This is a genomic window from Bradyrhizobium sp. Arg816 (assembly GCF_029989365.1).
Lineage (GTDB): Bacteria > Pseudomonadota > Alphaproteobacteria > Rhizobiales > Xanthobacteraceae > Bradyrhizobium.
In genome coordinates this window covers 1,022,341-1,044,857 of record NZ_JAPRAQ010000001.1, presented here as the reverse complement: position 1 = coordinate 1,044,857, position 22,517 = coordinate 1,022,341, and the positions used below count along the sequence as shown (strand labels likewise).

At 64.1% G+C, this 22,517-nt stretch carries 18 protein-coding genes; 8 read left to right on the top strand and 10 right to left on the bottom strand.

The genetic code is table 11. The features are described 5' to 3' along the window. The first annotated feature begins 6 nt into the window (after positions 1–6). Together shc and OWC48_RS04785 are read left to right on the top strand one after the other, a co-directional pair. Complete coding sequence (shc, locus tag OWC48_RS04790; protein WP_282518903.1) at positions 7–1,974, top strand: squalene--hopene cyclase; 1,968 nt, start codon at positions 7–9, stop codon at positions 1,972–1,974. Then, positions 1,971–2,720 carry a phosphorylase gene (locus tag OWC48_RS04785; protein ID WP_282518902.1) on the top strand — a complete coding sequence of 250 codons (750 nt, stop codon included), beginning with the start codon at positions 1,971–1,973 and terminating at the stop codon, positions 2,718–2,720. Before shc ends, OWC48_RS04785 begins: the two co-directional genes overlap by 4 nt. A 70-nt stretch (positions 2,721–2,790) precedes the next feature. Here the strand turns inward: OWC48_RS04785 and OWC48_RS04780 are convergent, their stop codons facing one another. Next, complete coding sequence (locus tag OWC48_RS04780) at positions 2,791–4,059, bottom strand: ROK family protein (RefSeq protein ID WP_282518901.1); 1,269 nt, start codon at positions 4,057–4,059, stop codon at positions 2,791–2,793. 256 nt (positions 4,060–4,315) lie between these two features. Here OWC48_RS04780 and OWC48_RS04775 point away from each other — a divergent pair, with 256 nt between their 5' ends. The 4 genes from OWC48_RS04775 (at position 4,316) to OWC48_RS04760 (ending at position 9,418) form a co-directional block, all read left to right on the top strand. After that, positions 4,316–5,278 (top strand): sugar-binding protein, encoded by a 963-nt coding sequence (locus OWC48_RS04775; protein WP_282518900.1) that lies wholly within the window; start codon positions 4,316–4,318, stop codon positions 5,276–5,278. A 58-nt stretch (positions 5,279–5,336) separates the two neighbouring features. Further along, positions 5,337–6,863, top strand: coding sequence for a sugar ABC transporter ATP-binding protein (locus tag OWC48_RS04770; RefSeq protein WP_282518899.1), 1,527 nt, complete (start codon positions 5,337–5,339; stop codon positions 6,861–6,863). Continuing rightward, complete coding sequence (locus OWC48_RS04765) at positions 6,860–7,918, top strand: ABC transporter permease (RefSeq protein WP_282518898.1); 1,059 nt, start codon at positions 6,860–6,862, stop codon at positions 7,916–7,918. Before OWC48_RS04770 ends, OWC48_RS04765 begins: the two co-directional genes overlap by 4 nt. A gap of 150 nt (positions 7,919–8,068) precedes the next feature. Then, on the top strand, positions 8,069–9,418 hold the full coding sequence (locus tag OWC48_RS04760; protein WP_282518897.1) for a carbohydrate porin: 1,350 nt from the start codon (positions 8,069–8,071) through the stop codon (positions 9,416–9,418). Positions 9,419–9,563: 145 nt separating this feature from the next. On the opposite strand, the gene hpnH is transcribed toward OWC48_RS04760, so the two are convergent. Together hpnH and ispH are read right to left on the bottom strand one after the other, a co-directional pair. Next, positions 9,564–10,724: an adenosyl-hopene transferase HpnH gene (gene hpnH, locus OWC48_RS04755; protein WP_282518896.1), complete on the bottom strand. Its 1,161-nt coding sequence runs from the start codon at positions 10,722–10,724 to the stop codon at positions 9,564–9,566. Positions 10,725–10,759: 35 nt separating this feature from the next. Continuing rightward, positions 10,760–11,686 (bottom strand): 4-hydroxy-3-methylbut-2-enyl diphosphate reductase, encoded by a 927-nt coding sequence (ispH, locus tag OWC48_RS04750; protein ID WP_028159756.1) that lies wholly within the window; start codon positions 11,684–11,686, stop codon positions 10,760–10,762. Positions 11,687–12,148: 462 nt separating this feature from the next. On the opposite strand from ispH, the gene OWC48_RS04745 reads away from it, so the two are divergent. Beyond that, positions 12,149–14,737 (top strand): MMPL family transporter, encoded by a 2,589-nt coding sequence (locus tag OWC48_RS04745; protein WP_282518895.1) that lies wholly within the window; start codon positions 12,149–12,151, stop codon positions 14,735–14,737. On the opposite strand, the gene OWC48_RS04740 is transcribed toward OWC48_RS04745, so the two are convergent. After that, on the bottom strand, positions 14,705–15,370 hold the full coding sequence (locus tag OWC48_RS04740; protein ID WP_282518894.1) for a DUF2147 domain-containing protein: 666 nt from the start codon (positions 15,368–15,370) through the stop codon (positions 14,705–14,707). The genes OWC48_RS04745 and OWC48_RS04740 overlap by 33 nt on opposite strands. A gap of 141 nt (positions 15,371–15,511) precedes the next feature. On the opposite strand from OWC48_RS04740, the gene hpnO reads away from it, so the two are divergent. Then, positions 15,512–16,903, top strand: a complete 1,392-nt coding sequence (gene hpnO, locus OWC48_RS04735) for an aminobacteriohopanetriol synthase HpnO (protein ID WP_028146959.1) — start codon at positions 15,512–15,514, stop codon at positions 16,901–16,903. Between the two features lie 108 nt (positions 16,904–17,011). Here hpnO and OWC48_RS04730 read toward each other — a convergent pair whose 3' ends face one another. From OWC48_RS04730 to OWC48_RS04705, 6 genes are all read right to left on the bottom strand, one after another. Further along, positions 17,012–17,779, bottom strand: coding sequence for an anti-sigma factor (locus tag OWC48_RS04730; RefSeq protein ID WP_282518893.1), 768 nt, complete (start codon positions 17,777–17,779; stop codon positions 17,012–17,014). Beyond that, positions 17,776–18,324, bottom strand: coding sequence for a sigma-70 family RNA polymerase sigma factor (locus OWC48_RS04725; protein ID WP_028146963.1), 549 nt, complete (start codon positions 18,322–18,324; stop codon positions 17,776–17,778). The genes OWC48_RS04730 and OWC48_RS04725 overlap by 4 nt, the downstream gene beginning before the upstream one ends. 142 nt (positions 18,325–18,466) lie before the next feature. Next, entirely contained in the window at positions 18,467–18,802 is a 336-nt protein-coding gene (locus OWC48_RS04720) for a cupredoxin family copper-binding protein (RefSeq protein ID WP_282518892.1), read from the bottom strand. A 39-nt stretch (positions 18,803–18,841) separates the two neighbouring features. After that, on the bottom strand, positions 18,842–19,783 hold the full coding sequence (locus OWC48_RS04715) for a metallophosphoesterase (RefSeq protein ID WP_282518891.1): 942 nt from the start codon (positions 19,781–19,783) through the stop codon (positions 18,842–18,844). Between the two features lie 159 nt (positions 19,784–19,942). Further along, complete coding sequence (locus OWC48_RS04710) at positions 19,943–20,833, bottom strand: alpha/beta fold hydrolase (RefSeq protein WP_282518890.1); 891 nt, start codon at positions 20,831–20,833, stop codon at positions 19,943–19,945. Between the two features lie 12 nt (positions 20,834–20,845). Then, a complete protein-coding gene (locus tag OWC48_RS04705) occupies positions 20,846–22,465 on the bottom strand; it encodes a GMC family oxidoreductase (protein WP_282518889.1) in 1,620 nt (539 codons plus the stop codon). Between the last annotated feature and the right edge of the window lie 52 nt (positions 22,466–22,517).

Below are 22,517 nucleotides of genomic sequence, written 5' to 3'. Positions count from 1 at the left end.
AGCGACATGGATGCCGTGAACGCGACCAGCCGCGAAGCCCAAGAATCCGGGGCCTTGGAATCGAGCATTGCGTCGGCGACGGATGGCGTTCTCGGCTTCCAGCAATCCGACGGCCATTGGGTGTTCGAGCTCGAGGCCGACTGCACGATTCCGGCCGAATACGTCCTGCTGCGCCATTATCTCGCAGAGCCCGTGGACGCCGTGCTCGAGGCCAAGATCGGCAATTATCTCCGCCGCGTGCAGGGCGCCCATGGCGGCTGGCCGCTCGTGCATGACGGCGAGTTCGACATGAGCGCGAGCGTGAAGTCCTACTTCGCGCTCAAGATGATCGGCGATTCCGTCGACGCCCCGCACATGGTGCGTGCGCGCGAGGCGATCCATGCCCGCGGCGGCGCGATCAACAGCAACGTCTTCACGCGCTTCCTGCTTGCGATGTTCGGCGTGGTGACCTGGCGCGCGGTGCCGGTGCTGCCGATCGAGATCGTGCTGCTGCCGTTCTGGTCGCCGTTCCACCTCAACAAGATTTCCTACTGGGCGCGCACCACCATGGTGCCGCTGATGGTTCTCGCCGCGCTGAAGCCGCTGGCGAAGAATCCGAAGGGCGTCGGGATCGACGAGCTGTTTCTCCAGGATCCGCGCTCGATCGGCATGACCGCGAAGGCGCCGCACCAGAGCATGGCCTGGTTCGTGCTGTTCCGCGCGCTCGACGGCATTTTGCGCGTGATCGAGCCGATGTTTCCGAAGAGCCTGCGCCAGCGCGCGATCGATGCGGCGCTCGCCTTCACCGAGGAACGCCTCAACGGCGAGGACGGCATGGGTGCGATCTATCCGCCCATGGCCAACATCGTCATGATGTATGACGCGCTCGGCAAGGACGAGAATTATCCGCCGCGCGCGGTCACGCGCCGGGGTATCGACAAGCTGCTCGTGATCAAGGGCGACGAGGCCTATTGCCAGCCCTGCGTCTCGCCGGTGTGGGATACGACGCTGACCGCCCACGCGCTGCTCGAAGCCGGCGGTGACAAGGCCGTGCCTGCGGCCAAGCAGGGCCTCGACTGGCTGATCCCGAAGCAGGAGCTCGAGGTGAAGGGCGACTGGGCGGTGAAGCGGCCCGACGTGCGCCCGGGCGGCTGGGCCTTCCAGTACAACAATGCCTATTACCCCGATCTCGACGACACCGCGGTGGTGGTGATGTCGATGGACCGCATGCGACGCGAGCACGGTGCGACCGGCTATGACGTCGCGATCGACCGCGCCCGGGAGTGGATCGAGGGCATGCAGAGCGACGACGGCGGCTGGGCCGCCTTCGACGTGAACAACCTCGAATACTATCTGAACAACATCCCGTTCTCGGACCATGGCGCGCTGCTCGATCCGCCGACCGAGGACGTCACCGCGCGCTGCATCTCCATGCTGGCCGAACTCGGCGAGACCGAGAAGACCAGCAAGCATGTGGCCGACGGGGTCGCCTATCTCAGGAAGACCCAACACCCGGAAGGGTCCTGGTACGGCCGCTGGGGCATGAACTTCATCTACGGAACCTGGTCGGTGCTCTGTGCCCTCAACATGGCCGGCGTCCGCCATGACGACCCCATGATTCGGAAAGCCGCCGACTGGCTGGCCTCGATCCAGAACAAGGACGGCGGCTGGGGCGAGGACGCGGTCAGCTACCGCCTCGACTACAAGGGCTGGGAGGCCGCTCCCTCGACCGCCTCGCAAACGGCATGGGCCTTGCTTGCCCTGATGGCTGCTGGCGAGGTTGATCACCCGGCCGTCGCCCGCGGGGTGGAGTACCTGATTGCAACACAGAACAAAAAAGGACTGTGGGACGAGCAGCGGTACACCGCCACAGGCTTTCCCCGTGTATTCTATCTACGGTATCATGGTTACCCGAAGTTCTTCCCGCTGTGGGCGTTGGCGCGGTATCGGAACTTGCGGAGCACCAACAGCAGGGTGGTAGGGGTCGGGATGTGACTTTGGGGACGGGGGACTATCTTACCGTGGGTAATGCCATCGACCCGCGGCCGATATTGATCGTGACTGGACTGGTTCAGGAGGCCCGTATCGCGGCTGGGCCCGGAATGGCGGTCATTTGCTCGTCGAGCAGCCCGGCCCAGTTGCGGGCGCTGCTGACGGTGGTGGATCCCGAGACGATTCGCGGTGTGATCTCGTTCGGCGTAGCCGGCGGGCTCGACCCGACGCTGCGCTCCGGCGACGTCGTGCTGGCGACCGAGGTGCTCTCCGGCGATACCCGCTGGGCCGCAGGCCTCTCGCTCGGCGACGACCTGATCGACCGCCTGACGTCGGGACGCCGCCGTGTGGTGCGCGGCAGCCTTGCCGGCGCCGAGGAGGTGGTCACGAAGCGGTCCTGCAAGGCAGCGCTGCATTCGGAAACCGGAGCTTCTGCCGTCGACATGGAGAGCCACATCGCGGCCGCCTACGCCGCCGAGGCCGGGCTGCCCTTTGCCGCGGTCCGCGTCATCAGCGATCCCGCCCATCGCGCGCTGCCGGCGCTCGCCCGAGCCGCCATCAAGCCGAACGGCCAGATTGATCTCGCAGCCGTGCTGCGTGGCATCGTGCGCAATCCGACCACGCTGCATGCGCTGGTCTCGACCGGCATCGACTTCAACCGCGCGCTGCGTTCGCTGCGCGGCTGCCGCGACTATTTGATCGGCACCGAGCTCGTCGACAGCGAGGCCCTGGTCTCCAAGGCGGCCTGACCTCCTGATGCGATAAAACAAAGGGCCCGGTCGCCATTGGCGACCGGGCCCTTTGCGTTTTGGTGCCTGCTCACTCGGTCGCCTCCATGCGGTTTCGGTCCACGACCCACAGCGTCCGTCGCATCATGCCCTCGACGATTGCCGCCGACTCACTTGGACGCAGATAGATCGCCGTGGACTTGAGCAGCCATGGCAACACCGCTTGCTCGAGCCGCTCCTCATAGGCGCGGCGCATCATGTCGAATGCCTGCAGGCCGGGTCCCGCCAGGATCACATGGTGTGGGCGCAGCACGGATATCGTTGCCGCGACCGCCTCGGCAAGCGCACGACCTGCCTGCTGGAATACGTGCTCGAGACGGGGATCGCCGCCCCGCGCCCGCTCGCGCAGGAGGGCCATCTGCGCCTCGGAAGGCTGCTGCGACGCCGCCGGCGGCAAGTCGAGAAAGGTGCGGGCGTCGCGGTAGAGCGCGTAGTCGGCGAGATGGGCCTCGATGCAGCCGCGCTGGCCGCAGCGGCATTGCGGCCCGTTCGATCCCAATTTGATATGGCCAATCTCGCTGCCGGCGCCGGCGCCCCAGCGCGCTTCACCGTCGACAACGACGCCCATGCCGACGCCGTGGCCGACCATGATCGTTGCCGAGAGGCCCTGCGCCAGTGACGGCTCCGCGGCGGAGAGGGCGAGCGCAACCGCGACGGCATCATTCGCCATCACGACTTCAGCGCCGAAGGCCTCGCGCACCGGCTTCACCAGATCGATATCGGTGACGGACAGCGCCGGACTCCACAGATGCCGGCCGGTGTCCGCGTTCACGATGCCTTGGAGGGCAATTCCTATTCCCAGCAGGCGATGGCGCGGTGTGGCCGTCGCCTCGAGCATCGCATCGATCTGCGCGATCACGAGATCGCACAATGCGCCTGCATCGAGAGCCCGCGTCGCGATTTCGAGCCGCGATTGCGCCAGGCTGGAGCCGCTGAAATCCGCGATCAGTGTTTCAATCAGATTCATGCGCAGCGAGACCGCGATGATGCGGCCGAACTCCGGGTTGAGGGTCAGCAGCACGGCGGGCCGGCCCCGGCGGCGGCTGTTCAGCCCGTCCGCATCGTCTTCGTCCGTGTCGTCGGGCCACGAGCTTGCCGGTGTCTCGGTCTCGCACAGCAACTCTTCCGCGATCAGTCGCGACGTCAGGCCGGAAACGGCGGGGAAGCTCAATCCCGTACTCCGGGCGAGCTCCACACGCGGCAACGGCCCCTGGCGTCGCAAGACTTCGACGAGGCGGCCGCGGTTCGAGCCGCGGGCGATGCTTGAGGTACGTCTCGGCGGCTCAATTTGGTCAACCATGTTGTCTCTTTAATTTATTACGTGAAGTTAATGAGCGGGTGGTCGGGTGATGTGATCGAAAAAGCACAACCGGAAGACGTTGTCTGCGAGCCATATTTACTATTATCATACCTCATGTACTATCTCCGCTTGAAGAAGGAGCCAGTACATCCCGATTTCGATGTTTTTGCTCTGCGACATTTCTTCGCTACGTAAATAAAATAAGGCGCAGAAGCGCCCTGAAGGCCCCATCCGGGGTGACCCAAGGGAGGTGAACATGAACGGATCGATGAAGAAATTGCTAGTGCCGCTGCTCGCGACTGCCGCGTTCGCGATGGCGACGGGGGTGGCGCAGGCCCAACAGAAAAAGACCATCGCGCTGGTCACCAATGTTGCGGCCGACTTCTGGACCATCGCCGGCCGCGGGCTCGAAAAGGCGCAGAAGGAGCACCCGGAATACAATATCGAATTGATCGTCACCAACGAAGGCACGGCGGCGGGCCAGCGGCGCGAGCTGGACGACCTGCTGGTACGCGGCGTCGCCGGCATCTCCATCTCGGTCGACGATGCGCCGCACGCGACCGAACAGCTCAACAAGGTTGCGGCCAAGACCGTGTTGATCACGACGGACAGCGACGCCCCGCAGAGCAAGCGTCTCGCCTATATCGGCACCGACAACGTCGCGGCCGGGCGGCAGGCAGGCGAGGAGATCAAGAAGGCGCTGCCGAACGGCGGCAAGATCGCACTGTTCGTCGGCACGATGGACGCCGACAATGCCCGCGAGCGGGTGCAGGGGATCAAGGAAGCGATCGCCGGCACCAAGGTCGAGCTGGTCGACGTGTTCACCGACCAGGTGGACTTCGCCAAGGCCAAGGCGAACATGGAGAACGTGCTCGTCAAATATCCGGACATCGCGCTGTTGTCCGGCCTTTGGAGCTACGAGACACCGCTGATCTATGACGCGGTCAAGGCGGCGGGCAAGGCCGGCAAGGTGAAGATCGTCGGCTTCGACGAGGACCAGCGCACGCTGCGGGGAATATCCGACGGCACGATCGAATCCACTGTCGTGCAGCAGCCGTACGAATTCGGGTATCTCTCCGCCACCAACATCATCAAGACGCTGAACGGCGACAAATCCTGGATTCCGGCTGACAGCAAGCTGATCGTGCCAACCCAAGTGATCAGCAAGTCGAACGTCGCCGAATTCACCGCAAATCTGAAGGGGCTGCTGAAGAAGTGACTTTCAGCGCCTTTCGACGCCCGGCTGGCACAGTCGGGCGTCGTGCGGGAGGAAATGAATGGCGGAAATCCTGTTCGAACTCGCCGGGATCAGCAAGTCCTATCCCGGGGTCATGGCCCTCGACGACGTCAGCCTGCGTGTGTACCGCGGCGAGGTGTTGGGCCTGATCGGCGAGAACGGCGCCGGCAAATCGACGCTGATGCGCGTGCTGGGTGGCGTGATCGCGCCGAGCGAGGGCGTGATCCGCATCGGCGGCATCGACCATGCCGGTATGACGGTGAACGAGGCGACGCAGGCCGGCATCGCCTTCGTGCATCAGGAACTGAACCTTTTCGAAAATCTCGACGTCGCCGCAAACGTCTTCATTGGGCGCGAGCGGGTTGTCGGCGGCCCGCTGAAGCTGGTGGACAATGTGGAGATGCGCGCTCGCGTGACGCCGCTGCTGGAGCGGCTGGGCGCCGATTTCACCCCGGACACGCTGGTCGACAATTTGTCGATCGCCGAGCGTCAGTTGGTGGAGATCGCCAAGGCGCTCTCGATCGATGCCCGCGTGATCATCATGGACGAGCCGACCTCCAGCCTGACGATTTCGGAAACTGAACGGTTGCTGGAGGTGATTGCCGATCTGAAGGCGCATGGCATATCGGTGATCTATATCTCTCACCGGCTCTGCGAGATCATGACCTGCGCCGACCGCGTCGTGGTGCTCCGCGACGGGCGCACGGTGGGAGAGCTGGCGCGCGACAGGCTGAGCCATGCCGCAATGATCCGGCTGATGATCGGTCGCGACCTGAAAGCGCTGCATACGCCGCCGAAGCGGCCGCCGCAGCCGGGTGGCTGCGACATTGTCGGCCTCGTGACATCGGCCTTTCCCGACCGGCAGATCGATCTTTCCGTGCGGCATGGCGAGATACTCGGACTGGCAGGGCTCGTGGGCGCCGGTCGCACCTCCTTGGCTCGCGCGGCTTTCGGCATTGACCCGCTGCTGGGCGGCGAGATCAGGCTCGACAACGCGCCGGTCGATGTCGCCTCGCCACAGGACGCGATCAGGCAAGGCATCTATCTGATGCCGGAGGATCGCAAGAAATCCGGGCTCGTGCTGGAGCTGCCGATCCGGGAGAACGTGACGCTGGCCAGCCTGCTGAATTATGCGCGGATGTGGCTGGTCAGCGGCCCGGCCGAGCGCAAGGTCGCGAAAGAGCAGGTGAGGCGGCTCTCCATCAAGGTGCCGAGCATCGATATGGAGGCCGTGACGCTCTCCGGCGGCAACCAGCAGAAGGTGGTGCTGGGCAAGTGGCTCTCCATGCAGCCGCGCGTGATGTTCTTCGACGAGCCGACCCGTGGCGTCGATGTCGGTGCCAAGAGCGAGATCTACGCGCTGATGCGCGAGCTCGCCGACCAGGGCGTCGCGATCGTGATGATTTCTTCGGACATGGAGGAGGTCATCGGCGTCTCCGACCGGATCGCGGTGATGCATGAAGGGAGCGTCAGCGGCGTGCTGGAGCGCCCGCAGTTCAGCGAATACAACGTGTTGCAGCTTGCAATCGGCCAGGCGCCAGAAACCGTGGAAGCCGCTGCGCCATGAACAAGAAGGAACTCGGCCTCGGCCTGCTGCTCCTGGTGATTTCCGCCGTCACGGGCGCGATCAATCCGGCCTTCCTGTCGCTGGTGAACTTGCTGAACATGGCCAATCTGATCGGCCTGTTCGGTGTGTTTGCGCTTGGCGAGGGGCTCGTGATCATCACCGGCGGCATCGACCTCTCGCTCGGCTCGATGTTCGCGCTGCTCGGCGTCGTCTTCATCGACCTTCTGACGACTTATCAGGTTCCCTGGCCCCTGGCGCTGCTGGCGGTGTTGCTGGGCGGGCTGGTGCTGGGAGGCATTCAGGGTTTCCTCGTCACCCGGCTGAAGATGCAGCCCTTCATCGTGACGCTGTGCGGGTTGCTGATCTATCGCGGCGCCGCCCGCTACTATACGAGCGACTCGACACGCGGCTTCGGCTACGGCGACGAGGCCGGGACGCTGAGCAGCATTGCCTCCGGCAATGTGGCGGGCATCCCGAATACGTTCATCCTTCTGATCATCCTTGCGCTCGTCCTCGGCGTGCTGCTGCACCGCTCGGTCTACGGGCGCTGGCTTTATGCCGTCGGCAAGAACGAGGAAGCGGCGCGCTTCTCGGGCATCAACACGAATGTCGTGATCGCAACCGCCTACATCATCAGCGGTGGGCTCGCCGGCGTTTCGACAGTCTTGTTCGTGTTCTACACGAACTCGGTGTCGCCGAGCTCCTTCGGCAATTTCTATGAGCTCTACGCGATCGCGGCTGCCGTCCTGGGCGGGTGCAGTCTGCGCGGTGGCGAAGGCTCCATTCTCGGCATCGTGCTGGGGACTGCGCTGCTGCAGGTGCTGCAGAACCTCGTGAATATCCTGGGCATCCCCAATTCCCTGAACTTTGCGGTGATGGGGACGGTGATTTTGATCGGCGTGTTGGCGGATCATCAGTTGCAGGCCCGGCGGCGACGAAAGCAGGCGCTGGCCGGCCTCGCCCGTACGGCGCCGAGATCGACGTTTGAAGGACAGCAGGGCGCAGCACCGCGCGGCGTGGACGCGCTGCCGGTGAGAACGGGCGACCAGGCATGACGGATCCAGGCTCCAGTTGACACAAGGCAGCTTCGTGGGTGGGCGGCTGCGACGGTGTGTGCTGGGGAAGGAGCGCGTTCCAGGCTCGAGGGCTTGGCAGGAACGCGAGGCAAGAATGACAAAGCCTGAGACGGCGGGAGGACGAAGAAGATGTTGCGCAGGTTTGTGAACACCGCACGCGCGTGCGGTGTGGGGATTGCTTTGTCATCGCTGTTGGGCGGTGCGGTACATGCGGCCGATTTTTCAACGAAAGCTGCGCCTCTGCCTTATGCGCAGGCCGACGACTTCTGGACGAGACCGTATCTGTTTGGCGATCTCGGCAGAACGAGGCTGAAGGAGCAGGGCATCGATCTGGGCTTGACGCTGGGTAATGAAACCGTCGGCAACCTGTCGGGAGGAGATAGGAACACCGCGGCCAACGCTGGACAATTGTGGTTCGGTGCCAAGCTCGATATGGCGAAGCTTGCCGGCATCCCGGGCGGCACGGTCGGCCTCACGCTGGTCCAGCGTTTCGGCGACAACCTGAATACCGAGGCAGGCATTCCGGCCTTGCAGCTGACCAACGAAGTTTTCGGCCGCGGAAATATCTTTCGCCTGACCCAACTCTATTACTCGCAGAAACTTTTCGATGATCGCCTCGAACTCAAGGGCGGCCGTCTTCCGGTCGGCTCCGACTTCTTCTTCGGTCTGTGCGAGTTCATCAACCTGACCTTCTGCGGCGGTCAGCCCGGCAACATCCAGGGTGGGTACATCTATAACTGGCCGGTGAGCCAGTGGGCCGGTGTCGTCCACTACAAGCTGGCCCCGGAATTCACGATCTCGGTCGGCGTCTACGACGCCAATCCGAATTATCTGACGACGTCAGACTCGACCGTCTACTTCTTGCCGGGGATTCCCGCCTCAACCCCCGCCAGCGGCGTGATGGTGCCGGTGGAGTTGGTCTGGGCGCCGAAGGGGCCCTTGAACGGGACCTGGAGATTTGGCGGCTGGTACGACAGCGCATCGACCATTGATGGTGGCCTTCCCGGTGTTGTCTCCACCATCCCCGGCATTGGAGGCGTCCCGGATCAAAATCTCGGGGATCAACGCGGCCGCTACGGCGTCTACGAGTCCATCCTTCAGCGCTTGACCGTCGACGGTCCGGACGCGCAGGGTTGGTACACCTTCCTCAATACGACCGTTGCCGATCACCGGACGTCGTACCAGGACTACCAGATCGCCGGAGGCTTCCGGCATACCGGAACGTTCAGCTGGCGCCCCCAGGACGAAGTCGGCTTCGCGGTGGGCACGACACATGTGAATTCGGCGGCGCTCAGCCCCAATGCCGGCGGCAACGAAGTTCCGATCGAAGTCTGGTACGGCTGGCAGGCAACCGGCTGGCTGAACCTCAAGTTCGACGCGCAATATGTGATCAATCCCGGCGGGCGCGGCTATAACGCCGCGGGCGTGAAGACCGACAATGCCGTGGTTCTCGGCATGCGCACCGAGGTCCACTTCTGATGTGACGCTAACCGGTCTGATGCGTGAGGGCGGAGCGTAGCCCCGCGCATCACTCCGCTCTTCCTCCCGGCGCGTGAGCTGAACAAAAGAAAAGGCCCGGTCGCGGTGGCGACCGGGCCTTTTTCGTTCGTACCGACTCGCGTGCTTACGCGGCAGTCGAAGCCTTCCGAGCGGCCTTCTCCTGCGCGGCGGCGGCCTCGTCCTTGCGGATCTCCGACAGGCGCTTCTGCACTTCCGCCGAGAAGATGTACTGCGCCGGGCGCTGCTTGCTCATGTCGATCTCGGGCGCCATCGGACCCGTGGTCCTGATGCCGCGCAGCGACACCCACATCGCCTTCAGCGGGTTGTTGAAGGCTGCGGTCGCCGCCGTCGGCTCGTAGCCGCAATGGGCCATACAGTCGGCGCATTTCTCGTACTTGCCGGTGCCGTAGGTCTCCCAGTCGGTGGTGTCCATCAGCTCCTTGAAGGTCTTGGCGTAGCCTTCACCGAGCAGATAGCAGGGCTTCTGCCAGCCGAAGATGTTGCGCGCGGGCATGCCCCACGGCGTGCACTCGTATTCCTGGTTGCCGGCGAGGAAGTCCAGGAACAGGCCGGAATGCATGAAGTTCCACTTCTTGCCCTTGCCCATCGCGAAGACGTCGCGGAACAGCTTCTTGGTCTTGGTGCGGTTGAGGAAGTGCTCCTGGTCCGGCGCACGCTCATAGGCATAGCCCGGCGACATCGAGACGCCGACACCAAGCTCGACGGTGAGGTCGAGGAACTTCGCGATCTCCTCGGCCGGATGGCCGTCGAAGATGGTGGCGTTGACGTTGACGGTGAAGCCGCGCGCCTTGGCCGCCTTGATCGCGGAGACGGCGCGGTCGAACACGCCCTTCTGCGACACGGCCTTGTCGTGATGGTCCTTCAGGCCGTCGAGATGCACCGAGAAGAACAGGTACGGGGAGGGCGTGAACAGGTCGAGCTTCTTCTCGAGAAGCAGCGCGTTGGTGCAGAGCGAGACGAACTTCTTGCGTTCGACGAGGCCACGCACGATCTCGCCGATCTCCTTGTGGATCAGCGGCTCGCCGCCGGGAATCGCGACCATCGGCGCGCCGCACTCGTCGGCCGCGTCCCAGCACTCCTGTGCGGTCATGCGGCGGTTGAGGATCGCATCCGGATAATCGATCTTGCCGCAGCCGACGCAGGCGAGGTTGCAGCGGAACAGCGGCTCCAGCATCAGCACGAGCGGATAGCGCTTGCGGCCAAGCAGTTTCTGCTTGAGCAAATAGCCGCCGATACGCATTTCCTTGAAGAAGGGGATAGCCATTACAAGTTTCTTTCTGGGCTTGGAATTCGGGTGGGTCAGCTCGCAGCCAGTTCGGCCGGAAGCCGGAATTCAATGTTTTCCTCGCGGCCCGGCAGCACCGAGACCTTGACTGGTCCGATCCGCCGCATCGCTTCGATCACGTCATCCACGAGTACCTCAGGCGCCGAAGCGCCGGCCGTGACGCCGACGGTCTTGGCATCTTTCAACCACTCCGGATTGAGCGCGCTGCCGTCGGCAATCAAATAACTCGCGACGCCGGCCTCAGTGCCGATTTCGCGGAGCCGGTTCGAGTTCGAGCTATTAGCGGCGCCCACCACCAAGATCACGTCGACCAGCTTGCTCAAGTCCCTTACCGCAGATTGGCGGTTCTGTGTCGCATAGCAGATATCCCGGATATCCGGACCTTGAATATCTGTAAAGCGGGCCTGGAGGGCCGCAATAATGTCCTTGGTGTCGTCGACCGACAGGGTGGTCTGGGTGATGTAGGCCACTGGCGTATCCGCCTGCAGCGTCAAGGCCTTAACCTCTTCAACGCTTTGGACAAGCAGCACCGGGGCGGGAACCTGGCCCATCGTACCCTCGACTTCGGGGTGGCCGGCATGGCCGATCAGGATCAGGGTGCGGCCCCTGGCGATGTAGCGCTTCCCCTGATTGTGAACTTTCGTGACCAGGGGGCAGGTGGCATTGAGCACCGGTAGGTCGCGCGCGGCAGCCTCTTCCTCGACGCTGCGGGCGACGCCATGGGCACTGAAAACGGTCACGGCCTTCGGCGGAACCTCGGATAATTCCTCGACAAAGATCGCGCCCTTGTTCTTCAGGCTCTCGACCACGTACTTGTTGTGCACGATCTCGTGGCGCACGTAGACGGGCGGGCCGTACTTCTCCAGCGCCCGTTCCACGATCTCGATCGCACGCACCACGCCTGCGCAAAAGCCGCGCGGCTGCGCTAGATAAACTTCCATAGGACGCCCATCACGCAAGTTGCACCAATCCGCTTCTCAAGTCCCCGGCGGCACCTCGATACTGCCCAATGAGTTGCAATAACCGCACCATTGGTTTCGCGCACGCGGTAACCGCCCACCCCAGTTGGGGCCCGGCGCATGGAGGCACAGCACTTTGTGTCAAAAAATCGGCAAAAAGGAAAGACCGGATGAAACCCTGGTTCCGTGACGGTACGAATCCACGGTATTATAATAGGGTATTCGCCCTGAGCAAAATGGCGACATTTGTGCTCAGCTCTTCGCCACTTTCCCGCCTCAAGTCACCGGCTATACCGACCGCCCCGCATGATTTTGCCACGGTCTGTCGCCGTTTACCTCGAACCTTCGTGCGGCGAGAACCACTCAAAACAGCAATAGGTTTCGCTGGGGAACTCCGATAAACAGCGGGCGTTTCCGGCAAGCTGTTAACCGCAGAAAGAAAAGATGCTGCAAAGCGTAGTCGTTGCCATCGTCAGGGCCTGCACCCGGTTTGCCTCCCTCGTCGTCGTTCTCGGGCTCCTGCTTTCGGTGGGGGCGGGCTATTACACGTCTAAGCATTTCGCCATCAACACCGACATCAATTCGCTGATTGCCCAGAATTTGGACTGGCGCCAGCGCGACCAGCAATTCGACCGTGCCTTCGACCGCGACGCGACGATTCTCGCGGTCGTCGAGGCCAGGACGCCGGAGATGGCGACCGCGGCGGCGGATGCGCTCTTCGCCAAGCTGAAGGACAACAAGACCGACTTCCAGTCGATGCAGCAGCTCGGCACCGGCGAGTTCTTCGAGAAGAACGGCTTGCTGTTCCTGCCGACCGAAGAGGTCGGCAAGATCACCAGCCAGTTCGAATCCGCAGCGCCCCTGATCGAGATCATGGCCGGTGATCCCTCGATCCGCGGCCTGACCGGCGCGCTGGAGACGGGACTTGCCGGCGTCAAGCGCGGCCAGGTCAAGCTCGACAATACCGCGCGGCCCTTCAATCAGATTGCGCAGACGGTCGAGACCGTGCTCAACAAGGGCAAAGCGAGCTTCTCCTGGCGTGAGCTCGTCAGCGACGAGCCGCTGACGGATTCCGATAAGCGCGCCTTCATCGAGTTCAAGCCGATCCTCGACTACAACGCGCTGGAGCCCGGCAAGGGCGCCACCGACGCGATCCGCAAGGCGGCAGTTGATCTGGATTTTGCGAACAAATACCAGGCCCGAGTGCGACTGACCGGTCCGGTCCCGATCGCCAACGAGGAATACGCCACCGTCCAGGAAGGCGCCGTCGTCAACGGCGTCGGGACTGTGCTGGTCGTGCTGCTTATCTTGTGGATGGCGCTGCACTCGTCGAAGATCATTTTCGCGGTGTTCGTCAATCTCTTCGTCGGCCTTGCGCTGACGACCGCTGCCGGCCTGATGATGGTCGGCTCGTTCAATTTGCTGTCGATCGCGTTCGCCGTGCTGTTCGTGGGACTGGGCGTCGATTTTGGTATCCAGTATAGCGTCCGCTACCGCTCAGAGCGCTACAAGCACAACGATCTCTCCGGCGCGCTGGTGCTTGCCGCCAAGCGCTCCGCGGTGCCGCTGTCGCTGGCGGCCATGGCGACCGCCGCCGGCTTCCTCTGTTTCCTGCCCACCGATTACAAGGGCATCTCCGAGCTCGGCCAGATCGCCGGCGTCGGCATGCTGGTGGCGTTCCTCTCCAGCATCACCGTACTGCCCGCAATGCTGAAGCTGTTGAATCCGCCCGGTGAGCAGGAACCCGTCGGTTATGCCTTCCTGGCGCCGCTCGATTACTTTCTGGAGAAGCACCGTGTGCTGGTCGTGGGCGGCACGTTGCTGCTGGCGCTCGCCGGCCTGCCGCTGCTCTACTTCCTGAAGTTCGACTTCAACCCGATGAACCTGCGCAACCCGCACGCGGAGTCGATCGCGACGTTCCTCGATTTGCGCAAGGATCCGAACACCGGCGCCAATGCCATCAACGTGATGACCACGTCCGAGGAGCAGGCGAGGCAGGTCGAGGCGAAGCTGGAGAAGGTGCCTGAGGTGCTGCGCGTGATGTCGCTCGACAGCTTCGTGCCGCAAGACCAGCCGCCGAAGCTGAAGCTGCTCGCGCAGGGCGCCAAGGTGCTGAATCCCGCGCTCAACCCTGATCAGGTCGACGCGGCGCCGACCGACAAGGAGAACGTCGATTCGCTGAAATCCTCGGTCGACAATCTGCGCCGGACCGCCGGTGACGCGAAGGGCCCGGGCGCCGTCGCCTCGCGCCGGCTGGCGGACGTGCTCGAGAAGCTCGCCAATGGCGACGAGGCGACGCGGAACAAGGCTCAGGACGTGTTCGTCACGCCGCTGAAGATCGTGTTCGACCAGCTCAGGAACGCGATGCAGGCCGGGCCGGTCACCCTGGCCTCACTGCCCCCCGAGCTCGTCAGCGCCTGGAAGAGCAAGGACGGGATCATCCGCGTCGAGGTGCAGCCGAAGGGCGATCCCAACGACAACGACACGCTGCGTAAGTTTGCAGCCGCCGTGCTCGCTGCCGAGCCGACCGCGATCGGCGGGCCGGTCTCGATCCTGAAATCCGGTGACACCGTGGTGAAGGCGTTCATCCACGCCGGCATCTACGCGTTGCTGGTGATCGGCCTGTTGCTTTGGATCACGCTGCGGCGGTTCGTCGACGTGCTGATGACGCTGGTGCCGCTGCTGGTCGCCGGCGCGGTCACGCTCGAAATCTGCGTGTTGATCGGCCTGCCGCTCAACTTCGCCAACATCGTCGCGTTCCCGCTGCTGCTCGGCGTCGGCGTCGCCTTCAAGATCTATTATGTCGTGGCCTGGCGCTCGGGCAGGACAAACCTGCTCCAGACCAGCCTGACGCGCGCGATCTTTTTCAGCGCGCTGACGACGGCGACCGCGTTCGGCAGCCTGTGGCTGTCGAGCCACCCTGGAACGTCCAGCATGGGCAAGCTGCTCGCACTCTCGCTGGTGACGACGCTTGCCGCAGTGCTGCTGTTCCAGCCGGCCCTAATGGGCAAACCCCGCAATCTCAGGGAGTAGGCAGATGTCGCCGACCAGGTCGGCGGCGTTCTTCTGACCGGGCTTGGCGGTGGTCGCGGTCTTCTGGGCCGCGGGGGCAGGGGCAGGCGCTGTGGCGCTGGCGGCGGTCGTGCCGCCTGTTGTGGCGCCGCCTGTGGTGCCTGGGGCTTTCGGCGCCGCGCCGGTGGGCTTCGGCGCGCCCTTGGCCATGGCGTTGGCGGTGCTCAAAGGAATCGGCGGGGCGACGCGGGTCCAGGTCTCGCCGCCGCAGAGGAAGCCCATCACGCAGCCCTTGATTTCGAGCTGGTCGGTGCCGACGGGCGTGATGGTTGCGCTGTAGAGCTGGCCGTCCTTGGCGTTGTAGACCTGCCCTTCCCACTGATCGACGCCGGGCTTCTTCTTCATGTCGATCAGGGTCGCCATGCCCAGCGTCGGCCTGGTCTTTTTCGACTGATCCGGATTGTATTCATCGCGGCCGCCGGGCTGCTTTTCCCAGGAAACCGCGCCCCACATGCTGCCATTGCATTGGGCGACACGAATATTGGCGACGGCGTCGGCGACCCGCCAGTCGCCGGTCGGATCGGCGGCGAGCGCGGGTGTCAGGCAGGTGTAACCACCAGCCAGTATTAGTCCGGTGTAAAGGGCTAAACGCATGATAGTTCCTTGGCAGTGCAACATGGTTTAAAGCTGTGCTTGCGAAGATGGTCCGAAAAAGGGCAAAAGGCCGCACAGACCGTTTTCAGCAACGGTCCCTTTTCAGTTGACGAGCCGGCCCTCAAGCGAAGTATGTAGCGGATGCACAGCCCAAATCCAGACATGTCTCAGCTATTCGCGGACCGTCAGGCCCAGCGCAGCACCCTGCATAATCGGTATCTGAACGAGCAGTTCGTTCGGGTTCTCAAGACCATCGGCTACGATGTCGGCTTCCAGAAGGGGCAGGGGCAGTACCTCTACGATCGCGAGGGGGCGCGCTATCTCGACCTGTTGTCCGGCTTTGGCGTGTTCGCGATCGGGCGCAATCACCCTGTCATGCGCGAGGCGCTCAAGAGCGTGCTCGATGCCGACCTGCCCAATCTCGTCCAGTTCGACGTCTCGGTGCTCGCCGGCGTGCTCGCCGAGCGGCTGCTGAAATACGTCCCCTATCTCGACAAGGCGTTCTTCGCCAATTCCGGGGCCGAATGCGTCGAAGCGGCGATCAAGTTCGCCCGCGGCGCCACCGGCCGTCCCGGCATCGTCTATTGCGCCCACGGCTATCATGGCCTGACCTACGGCGCGCTGTCGCTGACGGGTGATTCGAACTTCCGCACCGGCTTCGAGCCGCTGCTGCCCGGCTGCACCTCGATTCCGTTCAACGACCTCGCCGCGCTCGAAAAGGCGCTGGCCTCGCGCGAGGTCGCGGCCTTCGTCGTCGAGCCGATCCAGGGCAAGGGCGTCAACATGCCCACCGACGAGTTCCTGCCGGGTGCTGCCGCACTCTGCAAGAAATACGGCACGCTGTTCGTCGCCGACGAGATCCAGACCGGCATGGGCCGCACCGGCCGCTTCCTGGCGGTCGAGCACTGGAACGTCGAGCCCGACATGGTGCTGCTGTCGAAGTCGCTGTCCGGCGGCCACGTGCCGGTCGGCGCCGTGCTGACGCGCAAGAGCATCTTCGACAAGATTTTTAATCAGATGGACCGCGCTGTGGTGCACGGTTCGACCTTCTCGAAAAATGACCTCGCCATGGCCGCGGGCATTGCCACGCTCGACGTCATGGAGTCCGAGAAGCTGATCGAGTCCGCCGCCAAGCGCGGCGCCGAGCTGCGCCTGGCGCTGACGCGCATGGTCCCCGGCTACGAGTTGATGAAGGAAGTGCGCGGCAAGGGCCTGATGATCGGCGTCGAGTTCGGCCCGCCGAAGTCGCTGCGGCTGCGGGCATCCTGGAACGTGCTGGAAGCTGCCAACAAGGGCCTGTTCTGCCAGCTCATCACCGTGCCGCTGTTCAAGGACCACAAGATCCTCACCCAAGTCGCCGGTCACGGCAGCCACACCATCAAGCTGTTGCCGCCGCTCACCATCACCGAGGAAGATTGCGGCTGGATCGAGCGCGCCTTCGACGACGTCATCGCCGGCAGCCACAAGGTCCCCGGCGCGATCTGGTCGCTCGGCAAGACGCTGGTGGACAACGCGGTGCGGCGGTCGGCGTAAATTCGCCGATCTATCTCAGCGATCGTCATTGCGAGCGAAGCAATCCAGTATCCCTCTGCGGATGCGGGCTGGATTGCTTCGCTTCGCTGGCAATGACGGTGATGCCAGCTACCCCTCCACATTCGCCTTCATCGCCGCCTCGAACTTGTCGACGAACTCGGCGAGCTCGTCGGCGCCGATATCGCTGACGGCCCAGAAGTTCAGGCCGCGATTGCCCCAGCGGCGGCAGTTGAAGCCCTGCATGGTCTCGGTCTTCGGCGCGCGATATTCCGCGTTCGATGTCTGCGATACGAACAAATTGATCACATGCTGCCGGCGCTTGTAGACGACGGCACCGATGGCGCGGGCGTCGATATAGTCGAGCCGGCCGCCGACCAGCGTGAAGCCTTGCGCGGTGAGATCGATCACGGGCGGGGCGACGTCGAGCTTGCCGTTGAACCACGGCTTCACGGTGTGCTGGTCGGTCGAGACCACGTCGATGAGATGGCCGGCCTGGAGCGAGCGCAGATGCGCGGAGACGACCTCCGACAGGATGCGCTGCTGGTCGTCCTGGCGCAGCACCACGGCGACGACGCCGGAGGCGGCGAGCGCGGAGACGGCAGAGCCCATCGCGAAGCCGCGCAGCACGGAGCGGCGGGTCGGTTGCCGGCGCTGCGGCTGCGGCAGCGCGGCTTCAATCCGGGCGCGCAGGCTTGCCGGCGCGGTATAGCGCAAATCGGTGTCGGCGAGCACGCGCTGCATCTCGCGTTGTGCGGCAAACTCCGCGGCGCAGTCCGGGCAGCTGGCAATGTGGGCTTCGACCTCGCGCGCGTGGCCGGCATCCAGCTCGTTGTCGAGCAGCGCGTGAAGCAGGATTTTTGCTTCGTCGCAGGTCATCTCGAGTGCTCCTCTTCCGCCGTCCAGGCCGCGCGCAGCATGGCGCGGGCGCGGGCGAGGCGGGACATCACGGTGCCGACGGGGGCGCCGACGGCCTCGGCGATTTCACGATAGGACAGGTTGTTGATCTCCCGCAGCACGAATGTTTCCTTGAACGGTTCGGCGAGCGCGTCGATCAGCTTGCGGATGGCGCCAGCATCGCGGCTGCGCAGCACCTCGGTCTCGGGGCTCGCCTCGCTCTCCTGCCAGATCGGCGTCTGCTCGGCGGCGCCGGGCGTATCCTCGATCGCGCTGGGCCTGTGTGCGCGGCGCGCATATTCGGCGTTGCAGACGTTGCGCAGGATCGCGAACAGCCAGGGCTTCATCGCCGGCCCGCGATAGCTGTCAAAATGCTTCAGCGCGCGCAGATAGCACTCCTGCACCGCATCCTCAGCGTCGGAGGCATCGCGCAGCAGATAGCGCGCGAGCGTGTAGACGTCGTCGAGATAGGGCAGCGCGGCTTCGCGGAAGCGCTGCGCCTTCTGCAAATCGTCGTTGGCGGGCATCGCTCCTCGCTTTGCCTCTTGTTCTGCGCGTCGCGTTGTTTCGTCCCTGTTCGTTTCGTCGGGGTGTGTGACCGAAGGCACACGAGCCCGGCCGGCGTGGGACCACCGGCCGGGCAAGACGTTGATGCCTTGGTTCGAGACGTTACTCAACCTTGATCATCCCCGTCATGTGCGGGTGCAACGAACAAAAATATTTGTAGTCGCCCGCATTGGTGAAGGTGAACGAGAACTTGTCGTCGGTGTCCAGGGTCTTCGACCTGAACTTGCCGGCCGAAACGATCGTGTGCGGGATGTCGTCCCTGTTGGTCCAGGTCACGGTGGTGCCGAGCTTGATCTTGAGCTCGGCCGGCTGGAAAACGAAATTGTCGATATGCACTTCCATGTCGTCGGCACGGGCCGTCGTTGCGGGCAACAGGATGGCTGCGACCAAAGCGAGACCGAAGTCGACACCGAAGTCGCGGCGATTGAGTGTTTTCATTGTCAGCTTCCGTTCAGCCTTTTTCGGTTCACTCTTGGATCAACCCTGCAGCGGCGTGTCGATGATCGCGAGCCGCTGCTCGTTCTGCTTGAAGTTGACGCTGGCGACGCCGAGCATGGAGCGCAGTCTTGCGTCCTCGACCTTCATTGGTCCGGGCGAGGGCGCGGCCCCCGGCGCCGGCTGCGGGAACGCAGTCGACCGCGCGGTGTGGAAGGTGACGTTGCCCTCGACCTTCTGCATCACCTGATGGATATGGCCGTTCAGCACGGTGACGGAGCCGAAACCTTTCACCTGTTCCAGCGCGCGGCCGCCGTCCTCGGTGCCCCAGCCCCATTCGGGATAGACCGTCCAGAGCGGGATGTGCGCGAACAGCACGATCGGTGTCGATTTCGACCTGCCGCGCAGATCGTCCTCGAGCCAGGCGAGTTGCTCGGCGCCGAGATTGCCGAGGCCGCCGGCCTTGAGGTCGACGACGTTGACGAGGCCGATGAAGTGTACGCCGCCGGCGTCGAACGAATACCAGCCTGCACCCTTGGTGCCGCGGCCGTAACGCTCGCGATAGAACTTCACCTCCTCGTCGAGGAAGTCATGCTCGCCCGGCACATAGTGCACGTCGAGCTTGCTCTGCGAGATGATGCGGTCGGCATTGTCGAACTCGGCGGCCTTCGACAGATGCGTGATGTCGCCGGTGTGGATCATGAAGGAGGGTTTTGCCGGCATCGCGTTGATCTTGTTGACGGCTTCCTCCAGCGTGCCGAGCGCGTTGGGATTGGCCGGCTTGTCGAAGCCGACATGGCTGTCGCTGATCTGGAGGAAGGTCATGCCGGGCGCAGCTGCCGTGGCGGCCTGCGCGGAATCGATGATACCGAGCGAGCGCGGGACGCCGCCCGTGATGGTCCAGAGCACCCCGGTGCCGGCCCAGGTCATGCATTCCAGCACCTTGCGGCGGCTGACGCCGTCCCCGTGATCGTGTCCGCTCATCGCACGTCTCCACTTCGCCCGGAATTGGGCTTCGGGGAGTTGATTGGGGGAGGGCGAGGCTTATTCCCGGATGCGATGACGTTTTCGTGAGGTCGAGATTGGAGCGCAGCGGAATGCGGGGGCGCGGCTATCCCCGGATTACGCTTCGCTCCATCCGGGCTACGCAGGGGATTTGGCGAACTCCCGCACGGCGGCCACCACGCGCTCCGGCACTTCCTGCGCCACGCAGTGCCCGGCGCCCTCGAAGACCATCGTGCTGACGCGCGGAATCAGCGACACGGCGCGTGACGCCATCTCCTTGTAGATCGGTCCCGATTTCGCGGCAGTCGCGACGCGGACGGGGCATTCGATCTCGGTGAGCCCTGCAAACGGGTTGCCGCGGGCATCGCCAACGTAAACCTGCTCCATCGCCTCGTAGATCGGACGCAGCATCGCGTACTCGATCTCGGGCGTGCAACAGAGCCGGACACGGCCATCGTCGAGCGGCACGAAGCCGTGCTGCACATAGGCCCGGAGCGAGGTCTCGGTCCAATCGGCAAACGCCGGCGCAGCGCGGTAGCGCTCGAACACCGTGTAGGCACTGTCGAACTCGGCCCGCCTGCGCAGCGTGCCCTGCACGCGGGACAAGGAGTCTTCGCTCAAGCCTCCGGGCCGCGCCGCGCGCGGATCCATCGCCGTCGGCTCCATCACGAACAGGCGTGTGAAGCATCCGGGCAAGAGTTTTGCCGCAAGCAGAAGATCGGTCGCACCTGCGCTGTGGCCGATGCCGTAGACGTCGCGCAGATCGAGCGCATCGATCACCCGGCAGACATCCTCGGCATAATCAAGGAAATGATAGGCATCGGGCTTGTGGCTCGCGCCATGGCCGCGGCGGTTGAGCGCATAGACGGTGTAGGTCGATACAAGCTCGCGCGCGACCTCGTCCCAGACGTCGGCGACGAAACCGGTGCCGTGCACGAGCAGCGCGGGCGGCCTCCCGCTCTCGCCCCATTGCAGCATCGCGATCTGCGCGTCAGTGGGGCCGATGGAGAAGCGATGTGGATTGATCATGGGGACAGGATGCTACTTCGCATCCTCCAAAATCATCGTCGCGCCCTTCTCGGCGATCATCGCGGTCGGCGTGTTGGTATTGCCTGACGTTATCGTCGGCATGATCGACGCGTCGATAATGCGCAGGCCGCTCAGGCCGTAGAACCGCAACCGCTCGTCCACCACCGCCATCGGATCATTCGCCGCGCCCATCTTCGCGGTGCCGACGGGATGGAAGATGGTGGTGCCTATGTCACCGGCGGCCTTGGCGAGAGAGGCGTCGTCGTCGCCGACGGTGGGACCGGGCAGATATTCGCTCGGGCGATATTTCGCGAGCGCCTTCTGCTGCATCAGCCGCCGCGTGGTGCGGATGGCGTCGGCGCCGACCTGGCGATCGTCGTCGGTCGACAGATAGTTCGGCGCGATGATCGGCTTCTCGTCCGGGCTTGCCGAGCGCAGCCGTATCGTGCCGCGTGAGGTCGGCTGCAGATTGCAGGCGCTCACCGTGATCGCGGGGAAGCGGTGCAGGGGATCGCCGAACTTGTCGAGCGACAACGGCTGCACGTGGAACTGGATGTTGGCGCGGGCGCGCGTCGCGTCGGAGCGCGTGAAGATGCCGAGCTGCGACGGCGCCATGGTCAGCGGGCCGCGGCGGCGGAAGGCGTAGTCGAGCCCCATCAAGCCACGGCGGAACAGGTTGTAATAGGTCTCGTTCAGCGTGCGGACACCCTCGACCTTGTAGATCGCGCGCTGCTGGAGATGGTCCTGGAGGTTGCGGCCGATTCCAGGCTTGTCCATCACGATGTCGATGCCGAGCGGCGACAGCCAGTCGGCGGGGCCGATGCCGGAGCGATGCAGCACCTGCACTGAGCCGATGGAGCCTGCCGAGAGGATCACTTCGCGCTTGGCACGCGCCTCGATGACCTCGCCATTCTGGATGAAGCGTACGCCGACGGCGCGGCCCTGCTCGATGATGAGACGATCGACCAGCACGTTCTTCTCGAGCCGCAGATTTTGGCGGTTCAGCGCCGGCTTGAGGAAGCCGCGCGCCGACGACCAGCGCCGGCCGCGCTTCTGGTTGACGTGGAAATAGCTGGTGCCTTCGTTGTCACCGGTGTTGAAATCCGGGATGCGCTTGATGCCCATCTCCTCGGCGGCGTCGCCGACGGCGTCGAGAACGGCCCATGACAGCCGTGGCGCCTCGATGCGCCAGCCGCCGCCGGTGCCGTGATGTTCGCTCGCGCCGAGGAAATGATCCTCGAGCCGCTTAAACAGCGGCAGCACGTCGTCATAGCCCCAGCCGGTCATGCCGAGCTGGCGCCAGTGGTCGTAATCGGCGGCCTGTCCGCGCATGGAGATCATGGCGTTGATCGCCGATGAGCCGCCAATCACCTTGCCGCGGGGATAGGCCAGCGAGCGGCCGTTCAGGCCCGGCTCGGCCTCGGTCTTGAACATCCAGTCCGAGCGCGGATTGCCGATCGCGAAGAGATAGCCGACCGGAATGTGGAACCAGATCCAGTTGTCGTCGCCGCCGGCTTCGAGGATGAGGACGCGATTCCCTGGCTCGGCCGAGAGGCGGTTGGCGATGATGCAGCCGGCCGTGCCGGCTCCGACGACAATGTAGTCAAACTCACCTTCGAGCCGCCTCGGCATTCTGCTGCTTCCACCCAAACAGGCGTCATGCCCGGGCTTGTCCCGGGCATCC